24 protein-coding genes are annotated in these 25,385 nt (G+C 66.6%); 20 read left to right on the top strand and 4 right to left on the bottom strand.

What is annotated here, in order from left to right:
• Positions 1 to 13: 13 nt before the first annotated feature.
• Together WFP78_RS06855 and WFP78_RS06850 are read left to right on the top strand one after the other, a co-directional pair.
• Positions 14 to 676, top strand: a complete 663-nt coding sequence (locus tag WFP78_RS06855; protein WP_336960079.1) for a peroxiredoxin — start codon at positions 14 to 16, stop codon at positions 674 to 676.
• On the top strand, positions 673 to 1,062 hold the full coding sequence (locus tag WFP78_RS06850; RefSeq protein WP_336960077.1) for an ArsR/SmtB family transcription factor: 390 nt from the start codon (positions 673 to 675) through the stop codon (positions 1,060 to 1,062). Before WFP78_RS06855 ends, WFP78_RS06850 begins: the two co-directional genes overlap by 4 nt.
• Here the strand turns inward: WFP78_RS06850 and WFP78_RS06845 are convergent.
• Together WFP78_RS06845 and cydD are read right to left on the bottom strand one after the other, a co-directional pair.
• Positions 1,059 to 2,654, bottom strand: coding sequence for an ATP-binding cassette domain-containing protein (locus WFP78_RS06845; protein WP_336960075.1), 1,596 nt, complete (start codon positions 2,652 to 2,654; stop codon positions 1,059 to 1,061). The two genes, WFP78_RS06850 and WFP78_RS06845, sit on opposite strands and share 4 nt — an antisense overlap.
• Positions 2,651 to 4,222 carry a thiol reductant ABC exporter subunit CydD gene (gene cydD / locus WFP78_RS06840; protein ID WP_336960073.1) on the bottom strand — a complete coding sequence of 524 codons (1,572 nt, stop codon included), beginning with the start codon at positions 4,220 to 4,222 and terminating at the stop codon, positions 2,651 to 2,653. The genes WFP78_RS06845 and cydD overlap by 4 nt, the downstream gene beginning before the upstream one ends.
• Before the next feature lie 113 nt (positions 4,223 to 4,335).
• On the opposite strand from cydD, the gene WFP78_RS06835 reads away from it, so the two are divergent.
• Genes WFP78_RS06835 through cydX form a run of 3 tightly spaced genes read left to right on the top strand, consistent with a single transcriptional unit; the run spans position 4,336 to position 7,186 of the window.
• Complete coding sequence (locus tag WFP78_RS06835; protein WP_336960071.1) at positions 4,336 to 5,907, top strand: cytochrome ubiquinol oxidase subunit I; 1,572 nt, start codon at positions 4,336 to 4,338, stop codon at positions 5,905 to 5,907.
• Between the two features lie 11 nt (positions 5,908 to 5,918).
• Positions 5,919 to 7,067, top strand: a complete 1,149-nt coding sequence (gene cydB / locus WFP78_RS06830) for a cytochrome d ubiquinol oxidase subunit II (RefSeq protein WP_336960069.1) — start codon at positions 5,919 to 5,921, stop codon at positions 7,065 to 7,067.
• A gap of 17 nt (positions 7,068 to 7,084) precedes the next feature.
• Positions 7,085 to 7,186, top strand: a complete 102-nt coding sequence (cydX, locus tag WFP78_RS06825) for a cytochrome bd-I oxidase subunit CydX (RefSeq protein WP_336960067.1) — start codon at positions 7,085 to 7,087, stop codon at positions 7,184 to 7,186.
• Positions 7,187 to 7,292: 106 nt separating this feature from the next.
• Here the strand turns inward: cydX and WFP78_RS06820 are convergent, their stop codons facing one another.
• Positions 7,293 to 7,676, bottom strand: a complete 384-nt coding sequence (locus tag WFP78_RS06820; RefSeq protein ID WP_336960065.1) for a hypothetical protein — start codon at positions 7,674 to 7,676, stop codon at positions 7,293 to 7,295.
• 160 nt (positions 7,677 to 7,836) lie between these two features.
• Between WFP78_RS06820 and WFP78_RS06815 the strand changes: the two genes are divergently transcribed.
• Positions 7,837 to 9,417 (top strand): hypothetical protein, encoded by a 1,581-nt coding sequence (locus tag WFP78_RS06815; protein WP_336960063.1) that lies wholly within the window; start codon positions 7,837 to 7,839, stop codon positions 9,415 to 9,417.
• Between the two features lie 92 nt (positions 9,418 to 9,509).
• Positions 9,510 to 12,188 carry a TonB-dependent receptor domain-containing protein gene (locus WFP78_RS06810; RefSeq protein ID WP_336960061.1) on the top strand — a complete coding sequence of 893 codons (2,679 nt, stop codon included), beginning with the start codon at positions 9,510 to 9,512 and terminating at the stop codon, positions 12,186 to 12,188.
• Positions 12,189 to 12,249: 61 nt separating this feature from the next.
• On the opposite strand, the gene WFP78_RS06805 is transcribed toward WFP78_RS06810, so the two are convergent.
• Complete coding sequence (locus WFP78_RS06805; RefSeq protein ID WP_336960059.1) at positions 12,250 to 12,903, bottom strand: prolyl hydroxylase family protein; 654 nt, start codon at positions 12,901 to 12,903, stop codon at positions 12,250 to 12,252.
• Between the two features lie 197 nt (positions 12,904 to 13,100).
• Between WFP78_RS06805 and WFP78_RS06800 the strand changes: the two genes are divergently transcribed.
• The 13 genes from WFP78_RS06800 to WFP78_RS06740 all read left to right on the top strand — a co-directional run bounded on the left by WFP78_RS06800 (position 13,101) and on the right by WFP78_RS06740 (position 25,296).
• Complete coding sequence (locus WFP78_RS06800; RefSeq protein ID WP_336960057.1) at positions 13,101 to 13,991, top strand: type II secretion system protein N; 891 nt, start codon at positions 13,101 to 13,103, stop codon at positions 13,989 to 13,991.
• Entirely contained in the window at positions 13,988 to 16,204 is a 2,217-nt protein-coding gene (gspD, locus tag WFP78_RS06795) for a type II secretion system secretin GspD (RefSeq protein WP_336960055.1), read from the top strand. The genes WFP78_RS06800 and gspD overlap by 4 nt, the downstream gene beginning before the upstream one ends.
• 80 nt (positions 16,205 to 16,284) lie before the next feature.
• The gene (gene gspE / locus WFP78_RS06790; RefSeq protein WP_336960331.1) at positions 16,285 to 17,883 is read left to right on the top strand and encodes a type II secretion system ATPase GspE; all 1,599 of its coding nucleotides are present in this window, start codon (positions 16,285 to 16,287) and stop codon (positions 17,881 to 17,883) included.
• Entirely contained in the window at positions 17,876 to 19,090 is a 1,215-nt protein-coding gene (gene gspF, locus WFP78_RS06785; RefSeq protein WP_336960329.1) for a type II secretion system inner membrane protein GspF, read from the top strand. Before gspE ends, gspF begins: the two co-directional genes overlap by 8 nt.
• Before the next feature lie 31 nt (positions 19,091 to 19,121).
• On the top strand, positions 19,122 to 19,664 hold the full coding sequence (gene gspG, locus WFP78_RS06780; RefSeq protein ID WP_419722936.1) for a type II secretion system major pseudopilin GspG: 543 nt from the start codon (positions 19,122 to 19,124) through the stop codon (positions 19,662 to 19,664).
• A complete protein-coding gene (locus WFP78_RS06775) occupies positions 19,648 to 20,139 on the top strand; it encodes a GspH/FimT family pseudopilin (protein WP_419722935.1) in 492 nt (163 codons plus the stop codon). The genes gspG and WFP78_RS06775 overlap by 17 nt, the downstream gene beginning before the upstream one ends.
• On the top strand, positions 20,126 to 20,530 hold the full coding sequence (gene gspI, locus WFP78_RS06770) for a type II secretion system minor pseudopilin GspI (protein ID WP_336960048.1): 405 nt from the start codon (positions 20,126 to 20,128) through the stop codon (positions 20,528 to 20,530). The genes WFP78_RS06775 and gspI overlap by 14 nt, the downstream gene beginning before the upstream one ends.
• The gene (gspJ, locus tag WFP78_RS06765; RefSeq protein ID WP_336960328.1) at positions 20,530 to 21,204 is read left to right on the top strand and encodes a type II secretion system minor pseudopilin GspJ; all 675 of its coding nucleotides are present in this window, start codon (positions 20,530 to 20,532) and stop codon (positions 21,202 to 21,204) included. Before gspI ends, gspJ begins: the two co-directional genes overlap by 1 nt.
• Positions 21,197 to 22,216 (top strand): type II secretion system minor pseudopilin GspK, encoded by a 1,020-nt coding sequence (gene gspK, locus WFP78_RS06760; protein WP_336960046.1) that lies wholly within the window; start codon positions 21,197 to 21,199, stop codon positions 22,214 to 22,216. The genes gspJ and gspK overlap by 8 nt, the downstream gene beginning before the upstream one ends.
• Positions 22,213 to 23,334 (top strand): type II secretion system protein GspL, encoded by a 1,122-nt coding sequence (gene gspL / locus WFP78_RS06755; protein ID WP_336960044.1) that lies wholly within the window; start codon positions 22,213 to 22,215, stop codon positions 23,332 to 23,334. The genes gspK and gspL overlap by 4 nt, the downstream gene beginning before the upstream one ends.
• Positions 23,331 to 23,825, top strand: coding sequence for a type II secretion system protein M (locus WFP78_RS06750; RefSeq protein WP_336960042.1), 495 nt, complete (start codon positions 23,331 to 23,333; stop codon positions 23,823 to 23,825). The genes gspL and WFP78_RS06750 overlap by 4 nt, the downstream gene beginning before the upstream one ends.
• A complete protein-coding gene (gene gspN, locus WFP78_RS06745) occupies positions 23,822 to 24,544 on the top strand; it encodes a type II secretion system protein N (RefSeq protein WP_336960040.1) in 723 nt (240 codons plus the stop codon). Before WFP78_RS06750 ends, gspN begins: the two co-directional genes overlap by 4 nt.
• Positions 24,541 to 25,296 (top strand): prepilin peptidase, encoded by a 756-nt coding sequence (locus WFP78_RS06740; RefSeq protein ID WP_336960038.1) that lies wholly within the window; start codon positions 24,541 to 24,543, stop codon positions 25,294 to 25,296. The genes gspN and WFP78_RS06740 overlap by 4 nt, the downstream gene beginning before the upstream one ends.
• The last annotated feature ends 89 nt before the right edge of the window (positions 25,297 to 25,385 follow it).

Raw genomic sequence — 25,385 nt, 5'->3', positions numbered from 1 at the left:
ACTGGAAAATTCCATGAATGACATGTCGGCCGGCTATCCGGTGTCACATTCCCTGCAGATCGGCGATGTCGCGCCCAATTTCCTTGCGCGCACCACGATGGGGACGATCAACCTGTCCGACTATCGCGGCCGCTGGCTGGTGCTGTTTTCGCATCCCGCCGATTTCACGCCCGTCTGCACCAGCGAATTCATCGCCCTGTCGAAGGCGAAGGCGCGTTTCGATGCGCTGGGCTGTCAGTTGCTCGCGGTGTCCGTCGACAGCCTCTACGCGCATCTGGGCTGGATCAGGGCCATCCAGGATGCCTTTGGCGTTACCGTCAGCTTCCCGATCGTGGAGGATGCGTCGCTGGCCATCGGCAGAGCCTATGGCATGATCTCCGAAGGATCGACCGATGCGGCGACCATGCGGTCGACCTTTTTCATCGATCCTGAAGGGATCATCCGGGCCATCATCTGTTATCCCGCGACGGTCGGCCGTTCGGTGGAAGAGATGCTGCGCGTCCTGGCCGCCCTGCAGCGGGTCGATATCGACGATGTGGTCACGCCGGAAGGATGGCATCCGGGCGACGACGTCCTGCTGCCGCCCCATGCCGACCAGGCGTCGATGCTGGGTGAGGGCGATGCGTCCTGCTGGTTCCATCGCACCCGGCCAGACCGCAGGGGAGGGGGGCAATGACATCGTCGCAGGGGCTGACGGACGGCGAACTGGGCGCCATTGCCGAGGTCATGCGCATTCTTGGCCATGAAACGCGCCTGCGGCTGGTCGATACGCTGCGGGTGCAGGGGGAACTGGCCGTCGGCGAGTTGGAGGCGGCAACCGGCATTGGCCAGCCCGGACTGTCGCAGCAGCTCGCGGTCCTGCGCAAGGCGGAGTTGGTGAACGCGCGCCGCGCCGCAAAGCAGGTCTATTACAGTCTTGCGCCGCAAGCCCTGGTCAGCGCCGTCGCCTTGCTGACGAACATGGCGAGCGATGGGAAAACGGCATCCCTGCCGCCGGGCGTTTCGTCGGACAAGGAACTTCCCGCCCGTGGCTCGGCGGCGATGTTTGCGAGAATCCTTTAATTCTGTAATCCAAGGCGCTGTTCGGCCAGCACCAGCATGGCCGGACGGTGGGTGACGAGGATCAGGCCCGTTCCCTTGTTCCGCAGCCATCGGTCGAGAGTATGGCACAGCGCCGCCTCGGTCTCCGCATCGAGCCCTTCGCTCGGTTCATCCAGCAACAGCCATGGGCGCCCCGCCAGCAGCGCGCGGGCAAGGGAGAGGCGTTTGCGCTGCCCGCCGGACAAGTGCGCGCCGCCGTCCCCCACCCATGTCGCCAACCCTTGCGGCATCGCCCTGACGTCGGCGGCAAGGCACGCGGCCTCCAGGGCCAGCCAAAGCGCGTCATCGTCCAGGCCGGGCCGCGCCAGCCGGAGATTGTCGGCAACCGTGCCGGCGATCATCTGCGCGTCCTGCGGGGAAAGCGCGAAGATGGGGCGGCGGGCGCTCGCATTGTGCCGGTCCAGCACCTGGCCATCCATGGTCATGCCCGGCATCCGGCCGTCCCGCCACCCGGCCAAGATCTCCAGCAGACTGGTCTTGCCCGCACCCGACCGCCCGGTAATGGCCAGCCTGTCGCCGCGTGACAGGCGGATGGTTGCGGACGGGGCGGTGAGCGTGATGCTGTCGCCGGTGAATATCGGGGCATCATGGGGCGCGGGCGCCGCTTCGGACGCGAGCCGGGACAGGCGCGACAGGCCGGCGGCAATCACCGCCTCCCGCCCGGTCGCGCGGATCACCGATCCCAATGCCTCCAGCGCGCCGGCGGCGGCCAGCGCGGCCAGCATGGTGACGGGCGGGCTGGCCCGCGAAAATGCCAGCACCAGCGCGATGGCAAGGCTGCCCATGACCGTCGTCATTGCAGCGAGCGCGGCTTCCTTCCGGGCAAAGGCCGCCTTTGCCCTGTCGAGCGCCGCTGCCTGCCGCGCGATCTGCGTTTCGAGGGGCGCGGCAAAGCGATAGGCCGCAATCTCGGGAGCGGCGGCGGCATAGTCCGTCAGGTTCCGCTTCAGCGCGGCCATAAGCTGCTGGATGTCGCGGGCGGCGGCGGGCAGGGTGTGCCTGGCAAACAGCCGTGCGCCGACCAGCGTAACCGCGATGACGGCAAGCAGGGCGAAAAACGCCGCCCATCCCGCCAGCAGGGCCAGCACAAGCGCGACCGCGCCACCGGAAAACGCGCCCGCATGGGCGGGCGTGCGCACGAAGCGATCCTCCAGCGCCTGGACATCCTGCATCAGCAATGCGGTCATCTCGCCCGACGATGTCCCGTCGGCGGGGAAGGGACGGCGCAGCAATCGCTCGAACAGCCTGACGCGAAGAGTGGCGAGGGCGAAGAGCGCGCTTTTGTGGCTCAGCAGCCGCTCGCCATAGCGCGATACCGTGCGGATGATCGCCAGCAGCCGGATCGCCGCGCTGGGCAGCAGATAGTTGAATGTCTGCACCGCGGCGATCCCGGCCGCGCCCGCCATGGCCGCGCCGGTGATGAACCATCCGGAAAGACCAAGCAGCAGGATGCCCGCCATGGCCGCGGCAGCTGCGCAGAGCGCAGCCAAACGGCCGTTGCTGCACTGGGGGCGGGAGACCTCCGCCAGAAGGGAGTGAAGCGCCGGGCTCATGCAAGGGTGATCCTGTGGTCGGCGCGGGCGGCGATGGCTTCGCTGTGGGTCACGAGCAGCACGGTCCTGCCATGGGCGGCGGCCAAAATCTCCGCGATCACGGCCGCTGCGGATGCCTGGTCGAGATCGGCCGTGGGTTCGTCGAGCAGCCAGAGTTGCGCGTCGCGCAGCAGGGCGCGGGCGATGCCGATCCGCCGCCGCTCGCCGCCGGACAGGCCGGAGCCCCGGGCATCGATGACGGTCGCGAGACCTTCGCTCCGGCTTTCGGCCAGCGCCGTCAATCCGGCCCTGTGCGCGGCCATTTCCACCTCGCGCGCCTGTGCCGCCGGGCGGGCGAGGCGGATATTGTCGGCGATGGTGCCGGGGATCAGGGCCGTCGCCTGGCTCGCCCAGCCGACCGCGCCGCAAAGCGCGCCCCGCACAAGGGGCATGCCATCGACGCGAATGACTCCGGACGCCACCGGGGCAAGGCCGAGCAGGCTGTGGAGCAGGCTCGATTTGCCCGCACCGGTCGGTCCGAGCAGGGCCGTCACCTGTCCCGGTGCGATGGTCATGCTGAAGGGCCCGATGGCGCGTTCGCCATAATCGATGACAACCTTCTCGAAGCTGATCGCGGGGGCGCTCTGCAATAACAGTTCTTGTGCCGGTCTGCCTGCCCGCCCATCGGCCAGCATGGCCAGCCGCTCGTGCGCGGCTTCGCCCACCTGCTTGTCATGATAGGCGGCGGCAAGACGCCGCATCGGCAGGTAGAATTCCGGGGCGAGGATCAGCACGAACAGCGCGCGGGCCAGATCGAGCGTTTCGGGCGCGGGGAAGGGCAGCAGGCCAAGCAGGGTGAAGCCGCAATAGACCGCGACCAGCGCGACCGAGAGCGCCGCGAAAAATTCGATCACCGCCCCGGACAGGAAGGCGACCCGCAGCACGGCGATCGTCCGCCGGGCGACATCCTGCGTGGCTTGCGCCAGTTGCCTGCCGATCCGATCTTCGGCGGCAAAGCCGGTGATGACAGGCAAGGCGCGCACCCGGTCCACGAACAGGCCGGAAAGGCGCCCGAGCGTTTCCAGCTGCCGCGCCGCCACGCGCCCGGCGGCGCTGCCGGCCAGCATCATGCCAAGGGCGAAGGGGATGAGGGTCGTCAGCAAAATGGCCGCCGAAACCCGGCTGGCGGTCGCGACGGCCCCGGCGATGATCAGGGGCGCCAGCATGGCGGCCAGCCGCAACGGCATGAACCGCGCATGATAGCCTTCGACATCCTCGATCCGGTCCGTCGCGTCGGCAATCTGTTCGCCCAGCAACCGGCGTGCGCCCGGCGCCGCGCCGAGCACGGCCAGGAATATCCCCTTTCTCCAGCGTTGCTTGGCGCGGGCGGCATCCCATTGGCCATGCGCCGCCGCGGCTATCTGCAAACCCCCGCGCATCAGGCCGGTGCATCCGATGGCCAGCAACGCGATGGCGGACAGGCCGCCACGGGCCGTCATGCCCGCCACCGCCCAGGCGACAGCGGCGGCGAAAGCCGATGCCAGCCCGGCGTCGAGCAGCCAGAAGAGGGAGGTTCGTGTCAGTCGCATCCGGTTCACAGCAATTCTGCCTTGCTCATATACACAATTAATCCTAGTGAATAATCATTATCGCGACTGACTCGTTTCCGGGGGGCCGCGACCGACCGCACAGGAGTTCCGCCATGGTCGATATGGCCGTCATCGAACTGTCGCGCCTGCAATTCGCATTGACCGCGCTCTACCATTTTCTCTTCGTTCCCCTGACGCTTGGCCTCTCCTTCATGCTGGTCATCATGGAGAGCATCTATGTGATGACCAACCGCCCGATCTGGCGGACGGTCACGCGGTTCTGGGCCAAGCTGTTCGGCATCAATTTCGTCCTTGGCGTTGCCACCGGCATCACCATGGAATTCGAATTCGGGACGAACTGGGCCTATTTCTCCCATTATGTGGGCGATATCTTCGGCGCGCCGCTGGCGATCGAAGGGCTGATGGCCTTCTTTCTAGAGGCGACCTTCGTCGGCCTCATGTTCTTCGGTTGGGACAAGCTGTCGAAACAGGCGCATCTCTTCACCACATTCATGGTGGCGCTCGGTTCCAACCTCTCGGCCCTGTGGATTCTCATCGCCAATGGCTGGATGCAGCATCCCGTGGGCTCGCGCTTCAATCCGGACACGATGCGGATGGAAGTGACCGATTTCATGGCGGTGCTGTTCAATCCGGTCGCGCAGGCGAAGTTCGTCCATACCGTCAGCGCCGGTTATGTGACCGCGTCGGTTTTTGTGCTGGGCGTGTCGTCCTGGTATCTGCTCAAGGGCAAGTGGACGGCGGTCGCCAAGCGGTCCTTCACCGTGGCCGCGGCTTTTGGCCTGGCCTCGTCGCTCTCCGTCGTCGTGCTGGGGGACGAGTCCGGCTATGCGCTGACCGACAACCAGAAGATGAAGCTCGCCTCGCTGGAGGCCATGTGGCACACCGAGCCGGCGCCGGCGGGGATCTCGATCTTCGGCATCCCCAGCCTTGCCGGGCGCGAGACCTTGTATGAGGTCAAGATCCCCTATGTGCTGGGCCTCATCTCGACGCGCAGCCTGACGGGCGAGGTGTCGGGCATCTTCGAACTGGTCGCCAGGGCGCAGGGGCGGATCGAAAGCGGCATCCAGGCCTATGACGCGGTCGAAAAGCTGAAGGCCGACCGCACCGATCTGGCGGCGCGTGAACAATTCGAGCGGCATAAGCTCGATCTTGGCTATGCCATGCTGCTCAAGCGCTTCGTGGCCGATCCGCGGGCGGCGACCCCGCAGCAGATCGAGCGGGCGGCCTGGACGACCGTGCCCAATGTGCCGGTGATGTTCTGGGTGTTCCGCGCGATGGCGGCCCTGGGCTTCCTGTTCATCGGCTTTTTCCTGACCGCCTTCTATTTCTCGACGATCCAGCGGTTCAATGCACGCTGGTTCCTGCGGGCGGCGGTGTGGATCATGCCCTTGCCCTGGCTGGCTGTGGAATTTGGCTGGGTATTGGCCGAGATCGGCCGGCAGCCCTGGGCGATCGACGGCGTGCTGCCGACCTTCCTGGGCGCATCCAGCCTCACGGTGGGGCAGTTGTGGACGACCATCATCGGCTTCACCCTGCTCTATGGCACGCTGGCGGTGATCGAGGTGCGGCTGATGCTCGCCACGATCCGCAAGGGGCCGGTCGAGCATCATGATGAAGCGCAGGATGAACCGGCGAGCGGTTATGCGCCGCTCCCCGCCGAATAAGGAGACCCGATATGGCACCTCCCATTGACTATGAGACATTGCGGCTGATCTGGTGGGCGCTGATGGGCATCCTGCTGATCGGCTTTGCCCTGACCGACGGCTTCGACCTTGGCACCGCCGCGCTGTTGCCCTTCGTTGCGAAAAGCGACGAGGAACGGCGCATGGTGATCAATGCCATCGGCGCGACCTGGGAAGGCAATCAGGTCTGGTTCATTCTGGGCGGCGGCGCGATCTTCGCGGCCTGGCCGTTCGTCTATGCGGTGAGCTTTTCCGGCTTCTACCTGGCGATGTTCCTGGTGCTGGCCGCGTTGATCCTGCGGCCGGTGGGGTTCAAATATCGTTCCAAGAAGGCCGATCCCGCCTGGCGCAGCCGCTGGGACTGGGCGCTGTTCGTCGGCGGTTTCGTGCCGGCGCTGGTCTTTGGCGTGGCGGTCGGCAATGTGCTGACGGGCATTCCCTTCCGGCTCGATAGCGATCTGCGCTCCTTCTATGATGGCAGCCTGCTTGGCCTGTTCCATCCCTTCTCGCTGCTCGCGGGCCTGCTGTCGGTCGCGATGCTGGTGCTGCATGGCGCGGGCTGGCTTTCGATCAAGATCGAGCGGGGAGTCGTGCATGACCGGGCGCAGCGCTATGGGCAGGTCGCCGCGATCCTTGCGATCGTCCTGTTCGCGCTTGGCGGGCTGTTCGTCGCGATGGGAGGTATCGGTTTCCGCGTGACGGGGCCGATCGATCCGCTGGGGCCGTCCAATCCGCATCTGACCGCGATGGCGGCAGCGCCCGGCGCCTGGCTGGCGAATTATGGCCGCTATCCATGGATGGCGATCGCGCCGGTGCTGGGCTTTGCGGGGCCGGTGCTCGCCTTGCTGGGCATTCGCAGCGGGCGGGAAGTGCTGGCCTTTGGCGGGTCGTCCATCGGGACGCTGGGCATCATCGCGACCGTCGGGCTCTCGATGTTCCCCTTCATCCTGCCCAGTTCGATCGACCCGGCATCCAGCCTGACGGTCTGGAACGCGTCCTCCAGCCATGTGACCCTGTTCATCATGCTGTTGGTGACGCTGATCTTCCTGCCGATCGTGCTGCTGTACACAGCATGGGTCTACAAGGTGCTGTTCGGGCGCGTGACGCTGAAGGATGTCAGCACCAACCCCGATTTCTATTGAGCGAGGCGAAGAAGGCCATGTGGTATTTCAGCTGGATATTGGGCCTTGGCCTGGCGGTTGGCTTCGGCATCCTGAACGGGCTCTGGCATGAATTCCATTCCGACCCCGACGAGATGTAGGGGCATGCGATGGCGCTTCATGCGCCCGGCACCTGGGTGACGGGCGCAGACGGGCCCTGGTCGATCAGGCCGGATGATGTGCGGGGATCAGGCGCAGTTGGCCGGCTCAGCCAAGCTTGCTCAGGATGATCGTGGCAATGCCGGTCATCATCCCCAACAGCATGCCCGTCAGGAAGATGATGTCGACGGAGCGGCGGACCCGGTCGATGGCTGCCATGATGATGGTTCCGATCATGCTCATGCACGCAGCTTCTCCTATCGCGCCGTCATTCCCTATTCGTAATGTTCCATAGGGATGGATGGTCCATATCTGTCCGGCCGGCAGGCGCGCAGGTGTGATTGAATCGACCCCGCACGTCGTTTTGAAGGCGGGGGCGTCGCCGAATATCTCCGGCGATCCTGTCGTCGCCGTCGCCTCCATATCGGAGGTTTCCCGCGGAATGCCGGGGTGATTGTCATCAATATGCAATATTTGAAACAAATTCGTCATTAAAGTGACGCTCAAATGACGCGTAAACGGCATCCGGCTGTCATCGCCGTCTCCTACTCGCCGCTTCCGAGGGCGGCAGGGGGCAGGTCCGATTCGCATGCTATTTCCCCTGGCGCTCCGCATCCTGTTCACAGACCGGCGCGGCCGGAGCGGAGACGATATGGCCATGATTTCACGCGTTTCGACGATCTTGCTGGCAAGCTGCGCCTGCGCCGCGCTGAGCGCCTGCGGGGCTGACGACATCGCCTCGCCCGGCACCGGTGGAGACGTCATCATCAACCCCGCGCCGACCCCCACGCCGACGCCCACGCCCACGCCGACCCCCACAGTCACCCCGGCCGGTGGCTGCCCGACCCTGCCGGCAGGCGCCAATCCGTTCGTGGACAGGGGCGTGACCCAGACGACGCCGACGGGCGTGTGGCGCATCTGCGAGCTGCCCGCCACGATCAACCAGTCGATCACGCTCACCAAGGTCGCCGGCCTGCTCTATTCGCTTCCCGGCCGTGTGAACGTCGGCTGCGATCGCGGTCCGAGCGACAGTCAGGTTCCGGCGGCCTGCACGATTCCGTCCGTCACCCTCAGCATCGATCCGGGCGTGATCGTCTATGGCAACACCGGCACGTCCTGGCTTGCCGTCAACCGCGGCAACAAGATCAACGCCGTCGGCACCGCCAGCAAGCCGATCATCTTCACCAGCCGCGACAACGTCCTGGGTCTCACCACCGACGCTTCGATCGGCCAGTGGGGCGGCGTTGTGCTCATGGGCCGTGCGCGCATCACGGACTGCACCACGGGCTCGGTCGGCGCGGGCACCTGCGAACGTCAGACGGAAGGTTCGGCCGACCCGGCGATCTACGGCGGCCTCATCGACAATGACAACAGCGGCACGATGAAATATGTCCAGATCCGCTACTCGGGCTATGTGCTTGGCGCCAACACCGAGCTGCAGGCGCTGACCACCGAAGGCATCGGCAGCGGCACCACGCTGGACTATATCCAGAGCCACAACAGCTCGGACGACGGCGCCGAATTCTTCGGCGGCACGGTGCGCTTCAAGCATTATATCGCCACCGGCGCCGACGACGACAGCCTCGACATCGACACCGGCCTGCAGGGCTTCTTCCAATATGTCCTGCTGGTCCAGCGTCCGGGCCAGGGCGACGCGCTGATGGAAGTCGACAGCAACGGCTTCGAAGGCGACACGCCGCGCCAGAAGACAATCATCGCCAACTTCACTGCGATCCAGAGCCAGGTGAGCAGCAACAACGAAGCCAATGACCTGGCGTCGGTCCTGCTGCGCGGCAATGCGGACCTCACATGGGTCAACGGCATTGTCGCCACGCCGAACAACGAGTGTCTGCGCATGAACGGTTCGGGCACGACACCGGCGACGCTGATCGCGCGGTCGACGGTCCTGCAGTGCAACGCGACCAAATATCTGGGCAGCGGCAGCATCACCGCCGCTCAGGTCGCGACCGCTTTCGGCACCGGCGCGAACGGCAACAACGACGGGTTCTCGGTGTCGCTGGCCAGCGTGTTCATCAACGGCGCGAACGAGACGGCGGTCGCCGCGACCGACCCCAAGACGCTGGACGCCTTCTTCGACACGACGACCTATATCGGCGCCGTCAAGGATGCGAACGACACCTGGTATGCGGGCTGGACCTGCAATTCCGGCTATGCGCCGTTCGACAGCACGAGCAATGCGAACCGCGCCTGCACCTCGCTGCCGATCAACTGAGATCGGACTGAGCCTCTCTGCGGGGCGGGATGCGGCCTTCACCGGCTGTATTCCGCCCCGATCGCGCAATTACCATATCTAGGGGACATTCGATGGCGACGCCGCTCACGTTCGCGGGCTTGCTGCTCCTTTCTTCCGCGCTGGTCGCGCCGGCTGCGCTCGCGCAGCAGACCGCGGCGCCGTCCGGCGATCAGCAATCGCCCGATCCGGCGGCAGCCGCCGGCCAGTCCGCCACCCAGGCAGGCCAGGCCGAGCCGGACGTGTCGATCCCCGGTGCCGACATCATCGTCACCGGCCGCAGCGACGCCAATATCCAGAAGAGCGCGCCCGCCGTCGTCTCGGTCCTGTCCTCGCAGGACATCGCGCGGACCGGCGAAGGCAACATCGCCGGCGCGCTGGGCCGCGTCACCGGCCTCAGTGTCGTGGGCAACGGCTTCGTTTATGTCCGCGGCCTTGGCGACCGCTATTCGCTGGCGTTGCTCAACGGTTCGCCACTGCCCAGCCCCGAACCGCTCAAGCGCGTCGTTCCGCTAGACCTGTTCCCGACCAATATCGTTTCCTCCTCGCTGGTGCAGAAGAGCTATTCGCCCAACTTCCCGGGCGAGTTCGGCGGCGGCGTCATCAACCTGACGACCAGTGCGGTGCCGGCAGAGAGCTTCCTGACGGTGAGCGGCGGCATCGGCGCCAATGACGAGACGACCTACCAGATCGGCTACACCTATTATGGCAGCAAGAGCGACTGGACCGGATTCGACAACGGCACCCGCGACATTCCGCCGGCGCTGGCCGATTTCTTCAAGAGTGGCGAGCGGATCAGCTCGGGCACTGTCGACACCGGCGTGATCGCCGGCCAGATGGTCCGGTTCGGCAATTCCGTCGTGCAGCGCATCCATGACATCGAGCCCAATTTCACGGCGGCCGTCTCCGGTGGCACCTCCTTCGACCTGGGCGGCGCGACGCTGGGCCTGATCGCGACCGCAGGCTACAGCAACAAGTGGGTGACGCGCGACCAGATCCAGCAGAATTCGTTGACGCCGGACCTTTCGACGCTGGAAAATGATTTCCATCGAGTCACCACCGACAACCGCGTCGTCGTCAACGGCCTGCTGGGTCTCGGCCTCGAATTCGGCGACAATAAGATCCGCTGGACCAATCTCTATATCCGCGACACGCTGAAGCATACGCGCCTGGGCATCGGCAACCGCCAGCAGACGACCGTCGACTTCATGCAGCAGGATACCGCCTGGTACGAGCGGCAGCTGATGAACACGCAGCTTGTCGGCGAGTTCAAGCTGACGCCCGAGGTCAAAATCGACCTGCGCGGGGGCTATGCCAATTCGCAGCGTGAGGCGCCGGACGAGCTGACGCTGGAATATGTCCGCACCAATTCCGCGGCGGACCCCTATGGCAATTATTTCGTGAACCGCCTCAACAACGGCAATGGCGGCGATGCCACGATCAGCTTCTCCGACCTCAACGAGGATTTGTGGTCGGCGGGCGCGGACTTTACCTACCGGCCGCTCGACAGCCTGTCGATGACCGCGGGCTATGCCTATCTCGACACCAACCGCACCAGCTCGCGCCGCGACTTCCAGTTCACGGCACCCAGCAGCTTCCCCGAGGGTGTCGGCATGCTGCGGCCGGACCTGTTGCTGGCGCCCAATCTTATCGACTATTTCAACATCGTTCTGATCGAGACCAATGAGGGCAATCCTGCCTTCCGGGCGACGCTGCGCAATCATGCGGGATATGGCAAGGTCAACTGGGAGGCGACGCCCGGGCTGACGATCGACGCGGGCGTGCGCTACGAGACCGCCAAGGAAGTCGTCTCGCCGTTGCAGGTGTTCAACACGCCGGGCGCGAGCACGGCCGTGACCAGCCTCGACAATAATTACTGGCTGCCCGCGGTGACGGTCACATGGCAGGTGCAGCCTGACATGCAGGTCCGCCTGAATGCATCGAAGACGATCGCGCGGCCGCAGTTCCGCGAGCTGATCTACCAGTTCTACTTCGATCCGGACACAAACCGCCGCTATCAGGGCAACCCGCTGCTGCAGGACAGCAAGCTGTTCAACGCGGAAGCGCGCTACGAATGGTATTTCGCCCGCGACCAGCGCTTCTCGCTGTCCGCCTTCTACAAGAAGATCGACAATCCGATCGAAACCTTCATCACCGGCAGCGAATTCATCACCAGCTTCGCCAACGCCCCCACGGCCGATCTCTATGGCGCGGAGGTCGAGGTTCAGAAATATTTCGACCTGTCGACCCTGTCGGCCTCTGATTTCTTCATGAGCCGCCGACTGGTCGCGATCGCCAACTATACCTATACCAAATCCAAGCTGAAGGTCGGCGCGGACGACAAGGTGGCGGTCTTTGGCGCATCATCGACGAATGCGACCGACTTCTTCCGCGACGGCGCATCGCTGACCGGTCAGTCCGACCATCTCGTCAACCTGCAATTGGGCCTGGAGGACACGGACAGGCTGTCGCAGCAGACCTTCATCCTCTCCTATGCCAGCAAGCGCGTGACCAGCCGTGGCCTTGCCAACCAGGATCAGCCCGACGTCTATGAATATCCCGGCTTCAACCTGGATTTCGTGGCGCGCCAGGGCGTGCTTGTGGCGGGTCGCCAATTCGACGTGAAGCTGGAGGCGCGCAACATCACGGGCAACGTCTATAAGGAAACCCAGTCGAACGGGACCAACACCGTCACCTACAACCGCTACGCCCTGGGGACGACGCTGAATTTCTCGATCTCGACGACCTTTTGATCTCCACCGATCAGCTGGACCCGAAAGGGGCGCCGCAACCGGCGCCCCTTTGCATATCAGATCAGCTCCAGGGGCGTTCGCGATACCATTTGGTGATCACATATTTGACACCGCCGCGCACCTTCATGCCATGATGGATCGTGGCATTGTTGTAGCCGCTGCCATCGGCCAGCCGATTGTTCCAGGCGAGCAGCTTGCCGGTTTCGGGCTGGATCGTCTTTCCGACCTTTGTGAAGCGCGTCGCGCCGCCGGCGTCGGGCGTGTTGAGATAGACCATCAGCGTCCAGGTGCGGTTGCCGGCGACCGAACAGTAGCGGGCATAATCGGCGCCCTTGGGCTCGAAATAATCGGTATGCGCCTTGAACTCCTGCCCCACGGCATAGCGCTGGCCCTGAATGGGTTCGCCATAGGCCGGGGCGATGCCGCTCCAGGCGGAGAGCCTGGCGTCGATATCCGCAACGAAGGGATCGGCGCCATCCAGGTCGCAGGTCTCGCTGGTGCGGAAATAATGGTCGCCATTGGCATCCGCGATGGTGGATGGCCGGCGCTGCGATTCGATCCGGGCGACCAGCCCATCGCATTCGGCAGCGGAGAGGAACGCGCGCTGGATGAACAGGGTCAGGTCGCGCCCCGGAAAGCGCTGCACCCCGGCATGCCCCGCAATATGGGCGGGGTCCGCGTCGGAAAGAAGGGCCGGGCCGGGTGGGAGCGACATGGTGACGGCCTAACGTCCGGGCAAGGAAATGCAAGGGGTGGCGGGACGGCTTGCGTGATGCAATAAAACGGTCACAAAAAAGTCATTCGAGGGTAAGAAAGTCTGCCTAGCGGGGGCAGATGGGTGTGCGCTGCAATATGGCGCAATTTCAGGGGGCAAGTCGTTCATGCGCGCGACGACCAACAGTGCGGCCGGCCATGCGGGTCACTGAGCGCGTCGGCGCATCCCTGGATGCGGCGCGTCGGTTCATCGCGCGTCCGTCGGTCCTCCGTTCCGGCGCGGGGCGTGGGCGCGACTGGCTCTCGCTGGGCGAAATGTTGCTGCTTGCCCTGCTGGCGGTGCAACTGGCGCGGCTGGTCTGGGCGATCGTGACGCCGGTGGGCGCTTTTGGCGCATGGACCGGCAGGCAGGCCGTGATCGCCCCCATGGCGGCGCGGCAGGCCCTGTTCGCGGCCTATGATCCCTTTTTCCCCGGCACCGCGGCGGCCCAGGGCGGCAATGCGGTCGTCACGTCGCTTTCGATCACCCTGTTCGGCACGCGCGTCAACGAAGGGTCGGGGCAGGGATCGGCGATCATCGCGACGCCCGACGGCGTGCAGCAGAGCTTTGCCGTGGGTGAGGAGATCATGCCCGGCGTCATCCTGAAATCGGTGCATTTCGATCATGTGACGATCGACCGGGGCGGCACGGAAGAGACGGTCTTCATCGACCAGTCCCAGGCGGCCCCCATTGCCGATCCGGCCGCGGGCGGGCAGGGCGGCGCCGTACCCGCTGCGCCGCCGCCGCCCGGAGCATCCCAGGCGCCCGCCGCGATCACCGCGCAGGCGGTGAAGGCCGATATCGGCCTGGCGCCCCGCATGGATGGTGGCCGGGTGACGGGCCTCGTCCTGCAATCCAAGGGCCCGGCCTTTCAGGCCGCCGGCTTCCGGCCGGGCGATATCGTGACGGAGGTCAATGGCCGCCGGATCGGTTCCGCCGGTGATATCCAGACGCTGCAGGGCCAGATCGTGCCCGGTGCGCGCCTTTCCCTGACTGTCGAGCGCGGCGCGGCCGTGGTTCCCATCGCTCTTATCCTGCAAGGCCAATGACGCGACATTTCCTCTCCCTTTCCACCGCGCTCGCGCTGGCCATGGCGCCTGCGCTGCTGCCGTTCGGCGCAATTCCGGTCCATGCGCAGCAGACGCTCAACGTGCGGGATGCGGATATCCGCGCCTTCATCCAGGATGCCGCCCGCGTCACCGGGCGGACGTTCATCATCGATGCGCGGGTGCAGGGGAAGGTTTCGGTCGTCACCGACCGGCCGCTCAGCCGCTCTGAATATTTCGAGATTTTCCTGTCGACGCTGCGGGCGAACGGGCTGGTCGCGGTGCCCGCGCCGGGCGGCGCCTTCCGCATCCAGCCGGCCGATGGCGCGGCGGGGCAACCAGGCGCCGTGGGCGGTGGCACGAACCGCAACCAGTTCGTGACGGAGGTGTTCCGCCTGCGATCGATCGATGCCGCGTCCGCGCTGGAAACGCTGCGCCCGCTGGTCAGCAAGGATGGATCGGTCACGGCCAATCGTGCGGGCAACAGCATCGTCGTTGCCGACTATGCCGACAATATCGCCCGTATCCGGCAGGTCATCGCGCGCATCGACCGGGACACCGCCGCGACCGAGATGGTCACGCTGAAAAATGCCGGCGCGCGCGAAATCGCGGCGTCGCTGCAGGCGCTGATCGGCGCGGGCGGCGGTGCGGATGGCGCGGCGCGGGCGGCGACCGTCGTGCCGTTCGACAGCAGCAACAGCATCGCCATTCGCGGCGATGCCGGCACGGTGGCGCGGCTGGCCGGCATGGCGCGCGATCTGGACCGGCAGGCGGCGAGCGGCACGGAAATCCGCGTCTACTGGCTGGAACATGCCGATGCGGAAAAACTGCTGCCGGTGCTGCAGCAGCTTGTCGGGCAATCGCCTTCCGCGGCCAGCATCGCCACAACCGCCGCCGCGAGTGACGGGCGGGGGAGCGGCGCAGCGCCGTCCGCGCCCGTATCGGCATCGTCACCGGCTGCCGCGGCATCCTCCAGCGGCTCCGGGACCGGGATCGCCACGCGCGGACCGGCGGTCGTGACCCGTTATGAGGGCGCCAACGCCATCATCGTCGCGGCCAACAGCGATGTGCAGCGGATGCTGGGCGAAACCATCCGCCAGGTCGACACGCGCCGGGAGCAGGTGCTGGTGGAAGCGATCATCGTGGAGATCAGCGATGCCGCCGCCAAGAAGCTGGGCGTGCAGTTCCTGATCGGCAGCACCCAGACGGGCTTTGCCGCGACCAACTATTCCAATGCCACGCCGAACCTGCTGACGCTCGCCGGCGCCTATGGTGCGACGAGACTCGGCAACCAGACCACGACCGTCGTCGCCGCGGACGGCACCACGACCACGACGACAGTGCCGCAAAGCGGAGACCTTGCGACCACACTTCAGCAGGCGGCGGTCGATTCGCTGATCTCTGCCACCGGCGGCGTGGCCGGGCTGGGCGGCCAGATCGGCAGGAACGGCATTTTCGGCGCGATCATCAACGCGGTGAAATCCGACACGGATTCCAACCTGCTCTCCACCCCGTCGGTCATGACGCTGGACAACCAGAAGGCGTCCATCTTGGTCGGGCAGGAAGTGCCGGTGACGACCGGCGAAGCGCTGAGCCAGAATTTCGACAACCAGTTCCGCACTGTGCAGCGGCAGAATGTCGGCATCCAGCTGGAGGTGAAGCCGCAGATCAATGCGGGCGGCGCGATCAAGCTGTTCCTGCGGCAGGAAGTATCCAGCATCGCCGGGCCGGTGTCCAACAGCAGCAGCGACCTCATCATCAACAAGCGTGAAATCGAGACGACCGTCACCGTGGACGATGGCGAGATCCTGGCGCTGGGCGGCCTGCTGGACGACAATGAGCGCAAGACCATCGAGCGCATACCGCTGCTGTCCGACATTCCGGGGCTGGGCGAACTGTTCAAGTCGCGCAGCAAGAGCCGCACGAAGACGAACCTGATGGTCTTCATCCGCCCCACCATCCTGCGCAGCAAGGAAGACGCGCAGCGGCTGACGGCGCAGCGCTATGGCTATATCCGCAACCAGCAGCAGTTGCGCGATCCGCAGGGCGAGCCGACCATCGACGAGCTGCTGCGCGATTATATGGGGGCCGAGCCGCCGGTGGCGCCGCGTGCGGACGATCAGGTGATCGACGGCCGGGTCATCACCCCGGAGACGAAGGCATCCTCTTCCGTGGTGCGACCAGTCGATGTTCCAGCCAGCGAGGCAAAGCCATGATGATCCGGCCAGGCGATCAGGGCGCGCGCGATCAGGAGATGGGCGATCGGGAAGGGGGCGGTCTGGAAGGCGCTGGCCCGATGGCGCCCGAAACCGGGGGCTTCGAGGTCGCGGCGCATATCTCCCCGCGCCTGGTCGACATCCCCTATGCCTTTGCGCGCAAATATGGCGTGGTGCTGCTGGGGGACGGGCTGGCGGGCGGGCGCCTGGCGGTCGCGCTGCGCGAGGGCGGCGATCCGCGCATCCTGCTGGAAGTGCGGCGGCACCTGGCGCAGAGTTTCGACATCCAGTTCGTGGATGCCGCGCAGTTCGACGGGCATCTGTCGGCGCATTATGCGATGGATGGCAGCGCGGCGGCGATGGCCGGGTCGATGGAGGTCGGCGCGGACGAGCTGGACCTGCTTGCCACCGATCTGCCCAGTGCCGACGACCTGCTGGACAGTGCCGACGATGCGCCGGCCATCCGCCTGATCAACGGCATCATCGCGGAAGCCGCGCGGCAGGGCGTGTCCGATATCCATATCGAGCCCTATGAGACCGGCCTTGTCGTGCGCATGCGCATCGATGGCGTGCTGCGCGAGACGCTGCGCATGCCGCCGCATGTCGCGCCCGTGGTCGTCAGCCGCATCAAGGTGATGGCGCGGTTGGACATCGCCGAGCGGCGCGTGCCGCAGGACGGGCGCATCGGCCTGACCTTGGGCGGCAAGCTGCTGGACGTGCGCGTCTCCACCCTGCCCAGCCGGGCGGGCGAGCGGGTGGTGCTGCGTATCCTGGACAAGGAAAATGCGGGCATATCGCTCGAACTGCTGGGCATGACCGGCACGGCCGACCGCATCTTCCGCGAGGCGCTGGCGGAGCCCAATGGCATCATCCTCGTCACCGGCCCCACGGGTTCGGGCAAGACGACGACGCTCTATGCCGGCATCCGGCAGCTCAACGACGGCAGCCGCAACATCCTGACCGTGGAAGACCCGGTGGAATATGCGATGGAAGGCGTCGGCCAGACGCAGGTGAATGCGAAGGTCGGCCTGACCTTTGCGGCCGGCCTGCGCGCCATCCTGCGGCAGGACCCCGATGTCGTGATGGTCGGCGAAATCCGCGACCGGGAAACGGCGGAGATCGCCGTACAGGCATCGCTGACGGGCCACCTCGTCTTCTCGACCGTCCACACCAATGACGCCGTGGGCGCCATCACGCGGATGCGCGACATGCGGGTCGAGCCGTTCCTGCTCGCTTCCACCCTGCGCGCCGTCATCGCCCAGCGACTGGTGCGCCGCCTGTGCCAGCATTGCCGCGAGCCGGTGCAGGCGGACAAATCGGCCAGCGCGCTGCTGGGCTTCGACCCCGGCACCATCGTCTATCAGGCGCGCGGCTGCCCGGAATGCAACGGCACCGGCTATAAGGGCCGCATCGGCGTGTTCGAGGCGATCCGGATCGATGACACCATTCGCCGGCTGATCAACGATGGCGGCGACGAATCCCTGATCGCGCGCCATGCCTTCCTGAATGCCGCGAACCTGGGTTCCGCCGCCCGCGCGCTGGTGCGCGAAGGGCAGACGACGCCGGAGGAGGCGATCCGCGTATCCCGGCGCGAGGCGGAACCCGAGCCCGTGCCCGAGCCCGTGCCCGTGCCCGTGCCCCCACCCGCATCGCTGGTCGGATCGGCGGATGATGCCTGATTTCGACTATCTGGCGATCGACCCGGCGGGCCGCGAGAAACGCGGCACCCTGCGGGCCGAGAGCATGGACGATGCCAGGGCGAAGCTGGACGCGCGGCGGATGTTCGTCGTCCGCATGGAGCCCGGACAGGCAAGGCCAGCCCGCCGCGCCGGCCTGTCGCTGGGCGCGAAGCGTCTGTCGTCCAAGGAGCTGACCCTGTTCACCCGCCAGCTTTCGACGCTGGTGGAAGTGAGCCCGCTGGAGGAATCGCTGCGCACCATTGTCCGCCAGAGCGAGCAGCCCCATGTGCGGGAGATCGTGGGGCATGTTCATGGCGGCGTGCTGGAGGGGCGCCGGCTGGCCGACGCGCTGGGCGCCGAGCCGCGCAGCTTCCCCGGGCTCTACCGCGCGATGGTTTCCGCCGGCGAAAGCTCGGGCAGCCTGCCGACGATCATGGAACGCCTGGGCGTGCTGATGGAGCGTCAGGCCGCGATCCGCTCCAAGGTCATCACCGCCATCGCCTATCCCAGCGTGCTCGCGGTGTTCGCCGTCTGCGTGGTGATCGGGCTGATGATGTTCGTGGTGCCCAAGGTGGTGGAGCAGTTCGACACTGTCGGGCAGAGCTTGCCGCTGCTGACCCGCATCGTCATCGGCATATCCAATTTCCTGACCGGCTATTGGTGGCTGCTGGCGATCCTGCTGGTCGTGTTCGCTATTGGTGCATGGCAGGCATTAAAGCGCGATGCCGTGCGCTATCGGTTCGACGGCATGCTGCTGCGCCTGCCGGTGATCGGCCGGCTGATCCGCGATCTGCATGCGGCGCGGATGGCGCGCACCCTGTCCACCATGGTCGCCAGCCGCATGCCGGTGATGGAAGGGCTCGCGCTGACGGCGCAGACGGTCCATAATCGCGTGCTGCGCAAGGCGTCCGACGAGATCGTGGAATCGATCCGCGGCGGCGGCAGCCTGTCGGCGGCGCTGCGGCGATCGGGCGTGTTTCCGCCACTGCTCGTCTATCTGGCGGCGAGCGGCGAGGCCGCCGGGCGGCTCGACACGATGCTGGAACGCGCCGCCGAATATCTGGAACAGGAGTTCGACACCTTCACCTCGACCGCGCTTGCCATGCTGGAGCCCATCATCATCATACTGATGGGCGGCATCGTTGCCGTCATCATCCTGTCGATCCTGCTGCCTATCCTGCAGCTTCAAAGCCTCATGGGTGCCTAGAATGTTCATTTTCCGCCGTACACATCCCGCCCTGCAGCGCGCCGGTACATCGGCACCCGCCGAACGGGGCTTCGTTGCTCCGAGGGGTTCCGCCGAAAACGGCTTCGGGTCTTCAAGACGTTCCGCCGAAAACGGTTTCGTTTCTTCGAAGCGCTCCGCCGAACACGGCTTCACGTTGATCGAACTGCTGGTCGTCATCCTCATCATCGGCCTGCTGGCGACGATCGTAGCGATCAACGTCATTCCCGCGTCCGACAAGGCGCGGATCGAAAAGGCGAAGGCGGACGTCTCGACCATCGAGCAGGCGCTGGAACAATATCGGCTGGACAATATGGTCTATCCGTCCGCGACCGACGGGCTGCAGGCGCTGCTTTCGGCGCCCGCCTCGCTGGCGCAGCCCGCGCGCTATCGTCGGGGCGGCTATATCAAGAAGCTGCCCAACGATCCCTGGGGCCGCCCCTACAGCTATGCCGTGCCGGGTAAGAAAGGCGCGTTCGACATCTATACGCTGGGCGCCGACGGCCAGCCGGGCGGCGAGGATGACAATGCGGACATCTATTCCAGCGAGCTATAGCCGCGCCGAACACGGTTTCGTTTCTTCGAAGCGCTCCGCCGAACACGGCTTCACGTTGATCGAACTCATGGTCGTCATCGCGATCATCGGTTTCGTGTCCGCGACGGTTATCCTGGCCATGCCCGATCCGCGCGGCCGGGTGATCGAGGATGCGGATCGTTTCGCCGCCCGCGTCGCGGCGGCGCGCGACAATGCCGTCATTCAGGCGCGGCCGATGAGTGTGTGGATTTCCGCCTCCGGCTATGGCTTCGAACAGCGCGGGCAGGGCGCCTGGCAACCGCTGGAGGACAAGCCCTTCGTTACCACCAACTGGCGCGAGGGAACCCATGCGCTTGTGGGGGAGGAAGGCCGCGCGCAGTTGAGCTTCGACAGCACCGGATTGCCCAGCGAACCCCTGGTTTTGCGGCTGATGCGGGAGGGGGAGCGGATTTCCGTGACGGTCGATATGGCCGGGAAGGTGCATGTCGGTGGCTGACCGGGCGACGACAAGCGGCACGCGGCAGGGCCGGGAAGCGGGGTTCACCCTGCTGGAAATCCTGGTCGCGCTCGCCGTGTTCAGCCTGGCGGCGCTGGCGCTGATCCGGCTGCAGGGCATCACCGTGCGCACCGCCGCCGATCTGGACGGCAAGGCGATGAGCCGGATCGTCGCCAACAACCTGATGGTCGAACTGCAGACCGACCTTACCCCACCGCCGATGGGCGACGCGGCGGGGGACGTGGAAAATGGCGGGCGAAGCTGGCACTGGACGCGCACCGTCGCGAAGACCGACGATGCGCGGCTGACCCGCATCGACGTGACCGTCACGGGCACCGGCATTGCGGGTGCGGCCAGCCAGACGCTCACATTCCTGCGGCCGAGCGAATGATGCGCGCGCGCGATCAGGGCAGGCGTTCCGCCGAAAACGGCTTCGAGTCTTCGAGACGTTCCGCCGAACACGGCTTCACGTTGATCGAACTGTTGGTTGCTCTGGTCATCTTCGCGCTGCTCGCGGCGGCGGGTGTCATGCTGCTTGCCAACAGCGTCTCGGCGCAGGCGGCGATCAAGCAGCGGCTGGACGAGATGACCGCGATGGAGCGCACCAACGGTATCATCGCATCGGACCTTGCCCAGGCGATGCCGCGCATCAGCCGTACCGAGGCGGGCACGCTGGCCCCGGCCTTTTTCGCGCAGCCGCGGGGAGAAGGCGCGCCGATCATGCAGTTCGTGCGCGGCGGCTGGAGCAACCTGAGCGATGCGCCGCGCCCCACCGTGCAGAAGATCGAATATTGGCTGCGCGCGGGAAAGCTGGAACGGCGCAGCTATCCGCTAGTGGACGGCGCAACCGGCAGCGATCCCGCCACCATGATCGAAGCCGTGGAGCGCACGACCCTGCGCTTTCGCGACGCAAGAGGGCAATGGCTGGACATGTGGATGCCGACGCAACCCGACTTGCTGCCCAGGGCCGTCGAAATCACGCTTGTCCGCATGGGTGAGGCGCCGCTGACGCTGCGCTATCTGGTCGGGCCCGGCCCCGTTGAAAAGGCGCAACCCGGTGTTTGACGGGCGATCGGGCAAGGCGCGCGGGAAGCCGGGCGAGCAGGGCGCTGCACTGCTGACGGTGCTGCTGCTGGTGGCGGTGATGGCGGTGATCTCCGCGACGGCGCTGGAGCGGTTGACGCTGGCCACGCGCCTTGCCGCCAATGCCGGGGCGATCACGCAGGCGCGCAGCTATGCGCAGGCCGCCGAAGAGCTGGTACGGCTGCGGATCGGCGACCTGGTCGCCGCGCGGCCGGGCCGCACCACGCTGCAGGGCGGCTGGCATGGCGTGCCGATGCCGCTGCCGATCCCGGAAGGCACCGCCACGGCCATGGTCACGGACGGCGCCAACTGCTTCAACCTGAACAGCGTCGTTGCCGGATCGAATGAAGAGCAACTTTCCATCCGGCCGGTCGGCGTGTCGCAGTTGGTGGCGCTGATGCAGCTGCTGGGCATCAACGGGCGCGACGCTGCGCAGGTGTCGGCTGCGCTGGCCGACTGGATCGATACCGATGGTATTCCCCAGCCCGGCGGCGCGGAGGACGAGACCTATGCGCGCGCGAAGACACCCTATCGCACGGCCAACCGCTTCATGAGCGATCCGAGTGAACTGCGCGCGGTGAACGGGGTGACGCCGGCGATCTATGCGACCTTGCGGCCATGGGTTTGCGCGCTGCCGACCAGCGATCTTTCGCCGATCAACGTCAACACATTGCTGCCCGGTCAGGCGCCGCTTTTCGCCATGCTGCTGCCGGGCAAGATGTCGATCGATCAGGCAAGGCAATTGCTGGCGCAACGGCCTGCCGATGGTTATGGCAGCCTCAGCAGTTTCTGGGCGCTGCCGGCACGCGCCGGGCTGACGCCTTTGGGGGAGGTCGGCGAGCAGACGCGGCTGACGACCCGGTGGTTCAATGTGGGGATCAGGGTGGATCTTGGGGGCACGCAAGTGACGGAAACCGCGCTCATCGACGCGCAGGACAATCCCGCCAGGCTGGTGCGCCGGCAATGGGGCGAACCCGATGGAGGCGGCGCATGAGCGTGCGCGACGGGTTGATCGTCACGCTGCCGGCGGCGGAAGGCGATGCGCCGACATGGATGCGTGTCGTGGACGGCGGCGTGACGCAGGCCGGGGCCGGCACCGGATGGCTGGCGGCCTGCGGCCTTGCCGCGCTGCCCGCCGATGGCACGGTCATGCTGGTCGCCCCGGCGGGGCTGACCGCGCTCCACTGGATCGCCTATCCCGACATGCCCGCGCGGCAGGGACGGGCGGCGGCGCGGCTGGCGGCGCTTTCGCAAAGCATCGACCCCGCCGACCGGCTGATCGCCGCGACGGACGAGAATGACGATCCGGCGCGGCCCCATGTGGTGGCCATCGCCGCGCGGTCGGACGTGCAGCACTGGCTGCTCTGGGCGCAGCATCATGGGCTCGATCCCGACATGATCGTGCCTGCCGCGCTGCTGCTCCCCGCGCCGGAGGAGGGGTTCATCTCCGGCAAGATGGGCGGCGAGCATGTCGTGCGGGGGGTGGCCATCGCCTCGCCCGCCGAAGACCTGTTGCTGCACGCATTGTTGGCGGGTGTGGCGCCGGTCGCGCTGCCCGATGATGCGGTGCGGGCGGGGATGCTGGCGGCGCTTGCCGAACCGCCGCTCAACCTGCGCCAGGGCGACTTCGCCAAGCGTGCCCGCCGCGCCGTCGACTGGCGGCAGGTGCAGCGGATGGCGGTGTGGTGCGGCTGCATTGCATTCATCAGCCTCGCCATTTCGCTGATCGCCATCGTCAAGCTCAACGCGGACGCCGGCAAGCTGGACGCAGAGGCTGTCGCCGCCGCGCAAAGCGTGCTGCCGGCCGCCAGCGACGCCGCGCTGGCGCTGGAGGCATTGGACGCAAGGCTGGCGGAACGCGGCGCCGGGGCATGGGGCTTCACCGGCCCCGCCTCCGGCCTGTTCGGCGCCATGCAGACCGCGCCGGGGGTCAGCCTGACGTCGCTGGGGCGGAGCGCCGACGGGACATTGCGCGCCACGCTGGCGGCGGCGCGGGCGGAGGAGATCAACGGCGTGCTGCTTGCAATCCAGGCCGCGGGGTTCACCATCACCGCGACATCGTCCCAGGACCCGGGCGGGCGGACGCTGGCCGACATCACGGTGCGGCCATGACGGCGTCTTTCAAGAGTTGGTGGGCGGAGCGCAACCCGCGCGAGCGCGTGTTGGTGGCCGTGGCCGGGCTGTTGCTGGCGATCGTCATCCTGTGGCTGGGCGTGGCGCGGCCGGTGGAAAGCGGCATCCGCTCCGCCGTGGAGGCCCACGATATCGCGCTGGATCGCAACGCGGCGATCCGCAGCCGGGTCGCCGTTCTCAAGGGGGTGCCCCGTGCGCCCTCCGGGGCTTCGCTCGGCCCGATCGATCAGTTTATCGGCCAGAGCGCGGGCGAGGCCGGGTTCACGCTTGAACGCAACCAGCCGCAGGGCGCCGGACGGGTGGAGATCGCCATCGCCAGCGCCCGGCCGCGTGCCCTGTTCGGCTGGCTGGCGGCGCTGGAAGGGCAGGGGTTGTCCGTAGAGACGCTGACGGTACAGCCATCGCCTTCCGGCGGCACGGTGAGCGTGCAGGCGACGTTGAAGGCGCCGGGGAGCGAGGGCGCGTCATGATGGGGCTGGCCTTGTCGCGGCGGGCGCGGCTCGTTTTGCTTGCCGTTTTTGTGATGGCGCTGCTGGTCTTGTTTCCGCTGCGGCTGGCCCTGGGCATGTCGTCCGCCGAGCGGCTGGGCGTTTCGGCGCGTGGCGTTGCGGGTAGCATCTGGTGGGGGCGTATCCAGCAGTTGATCGTCGGCGATGTGCCAGTGGGCAATGTCCATGCCGCGCTTTCGCCCGTGCAGTTGCCGCTGGCCCGCGCCCGGCTCGACCTGTGGCGCAAGAGCGGCCTGCCGGACGATATTGCCGGCGCGCTCACCAGCGGGCCGGGGCGGATCGGGGTGGATGACGTGACCGGCGCGCTTGCCATGGGCACGGCGCTGGCACCCTTGCCCATCGGTGCGGTGTCCATGGATGATGCCAGCGTCCGCTTCGCCAGCGGCGCCTGTGCCCATGCCGAAGGGCAGGTGAAGGCGCAGGTGGTGGGGCAGGTTGCCGGGCTCAACCTGTCGCAGGGGCTGTCGGGCGCGGCGCAGTGCGAGGGGCGTGACCTGCTGCTGCCGCTGGCCAGCCAGTCCGGCCTTGAAAAGCTGATCCTGCGCATATCGGCGGATGGGCGCTACAATGCGCGGATGGTGGTGACGACCAGCGATGCCGCGACCGCGCAGGCGCTGGGCAATACCGGCTTCACCCAGGCCGGCGATGGCTATGCGCTGACGATCGACGGCATGCTGTGAGCCCGGCGGCCTGGGCGCTGGCTGGCGTGGTGCTGGGGGCGATTGCGGGCAGTTTCCTGGGGACGCTGGCGCTGCGCTGGCCCGCTGGCCGGTCGATCATGAAAGGGCGTTCGGCCTGCGATGCCTGCGGCCGGACGGTTGGCACGCTTGAACTGGTGCCGCTGCTGAGCGCCATTGCGCTGCAGTGGCGGTGCCGGGGGTGCGGCGCCCGGATCGATCCCCTGCACTGGCGCATGGAACTGGCCATGGCGGCCATCGGCGGCATCGCGCTTGCCCTTGTGCCCGATATCGGCGGTCTTGGCTGGGCGCTGCTGGGATGGCTGCTGCTGACCCTTGCGGTGCTGGACTGGCGGCATTTCTGGCTGCCCGATGCGCTGACCCTGCCGCTGGCCTTCCTTGGCTTCACCATCGGCCTGTGGGCCTCGGACGTCGCGATGACCGACCGGATGATCGGGGCCATTGCCGGCTATGCTGCGCTGCTGGCGATCTCGCTCGGCTATCGCGCGCTGCGGGGGCGTGAAGGGTTGGGGCTGGGCGATGCCAAGCTGCTGGGCGCGATCGGGGCATGGTTTGGCTGGCAGGCGCTGCCCTTTGTGCTGTTGGTGGCGAGCGCGGTTGCCCTGCTCATGGTCGCCCTGGGGAGCATGCGCGGTGGGGCGAGGCTTTCGGGCAGCACCAGGATTCCCCTGGGGACATTCCTTTGCATCGCGGCGCTGCCCGGTTGGCTGCTGATGCGCGCGCTGATCGGGTAGATCGGCCCTAGAGCGCTTTCACTATGAGTGAAAACGCTCTCGTCCTTTGTTGTCGCATTTTCCGAGCCATTGACCGTAAACGGTCAATT

The organism is Sphingobium aquiterrae, from assembly GCF_037154135.1.
In the GTDB taxonomy this organism is placed as follows: Bacteria; Pseudomonadota; Alphaproteobacteria; order Sphingomonadales; family Sphingomonadaceae; genus Sphingobium; species Sphingobium aquiterrae.
Note: the sequence above shows the minus strand (reverse complement) of the source record. Positions and strands in the feature narration are given on the sequence as shown.

What these genes read in the sequence shown, in the direction of transcription:
- cydB (WP_336960069.1), top strand. Translation starts at nt 5,919, where the DNA reads ATGGCACCTCCCATTGACTATGAGACATTGCGGCTGATCTGGTGGGCG.
- WFP78_RS06855 (WP_336960079.1), top strand. Translation starts at nt 14, where the DNA reads ATGAATGACATGTCGGCCGGCTATCCGGTGTCACATTCCCTGCAGATC.
- gspL (WP_336960044.1), top strand. Translation starts at nt 22,213, where the DNA reads ATGAGCGTGCGCGACGGGTTGATCGTCACGCTGCCGGCGGCGGAAGGC.
- gspJ (WP_336960328.1), top strand. Translation starts at nt 20,530, where the DNA reads ATGCGCGCGCGCGATCAGGGCAGGCGTTCCGCCGAAAACGGCTTCGAG.
- gspE (WP_336960331.1), top strand. Translation starts at nt 16,285, where the DNA reads ATGGCGCCCGAAACCGGGGGCTTCGAGGTCGCGGCGCATATCTCCCCG.
- gspN (WP_336960040.1), top strand. Translation starts at nt 23,822, where the DNA reads ATGATGGGGCTGGCCTTGTCGCGGCGGGCGCGGCTCGTTTTGCTTGCC.
- WFP78_RS06800 (WP_336960057.1), top strand. Translation starts at nt 13,101, where the DNA reads ATGCGGGTCACTGAGCGCGTCGGCGCATCCCTGGATGCGGCGCGTCGG.
- cydD (WP_336960073.1), bottom strand. Translation starts at nt 4,222, where the DNA reads ATGCGACTGACACGAACCTCCCTCTTCTGGCTGCTCGACGCCGGGCTG.
- WFP78_RS06805 (WP_336960059.1), bottom strand. Translation starts at nt 12,903, where the DNA reads ATGTCGCTCCCACCCGGCCCGGCCCTTCTTTCCGACGCGGACCCCGCC.
- WFP78_RS06750 (WP_336960042.1), top strand. Translation starts at nt 23,331, where the DNA reads ATGACGGCGTCTTTCAAGAGTTGGTGGGCGGAGCGCAACCCGCGCGAG.
- WFP78_RS06820 (WP_336960065.1), bottom strand. Translation starts at nt 7,676, where the DNA reads ATGACGAATTTGTTTCAAATATTGCATATTGATGACAATCACCCCGGC.
- gspI (WP_336960048.1), top strand. Translation starts at nt 20,126, where the DNA reads ATGTCGGTGGCTGACCGGGCGACGACAAGCGGCACGCGGCAGGGCCGG.
- WFP78_RS06835 (WP_336960071.1), top strand. Translation starts at nt 4,336, where the DNA reads ATGGTCGATATGGCCGTCATCGAACTGTCGCGCCTGCAATTCGCATTG.
- WFP78_RS06850 (WP_336960077.1), top strand. Translation starts at nt 673, where the DNA reads ATGACATCGTCGCAGGGGCTGACGGACGGCGAACTGGGCGCCATTGCC.
- WFP78_RS06810 (WP_336960061.1), top strand. Translation starts at nt 9,510, where the DNA reads ATGGCGACGCCGCTCACGTTCGCGGGCTTGCTGCTCCTTTCTTCCGCG.
- gspF (WP_336960329.1), top strand. Translation starts at nt 17,876, where the DNA reads ATGCCTGATTTCGACTATCTGGCGATCGACCCGGCGGGCCGCGAGAAA.
- cydX (WP_336960067.1), top strand. Translation starts at nt 7,085, where the DNA reads ATGTGGTATTTCAGCTGGATATTGGGCCTTGGCCTGGCGGTTGGCTTC.
- WFP78_RS06845 (WP_336960075.1), bottom strand. Translation starts at nt 2,654, where the DNA reads ATGAGCCCGGCGCTTCACTCCCTTCTGGCGGAGGTCTCCCGCCCCCAG.
- gspD (WP_336960055.1), top strand. Translation starts at nt 13,988, where the DNA reads ATGACGCGACATTTCCTCTCCCTTTCCACCGCGCTCGCGCTGGCCATG.
- WFP78_RS06815 (WP_336960063.1), top strand. Translation starts at nt 7,837, where the DNA reads ATGGCCATGATTTCACGCGTTTCGACGATCTTGCTGGCAAGCTGCGCC.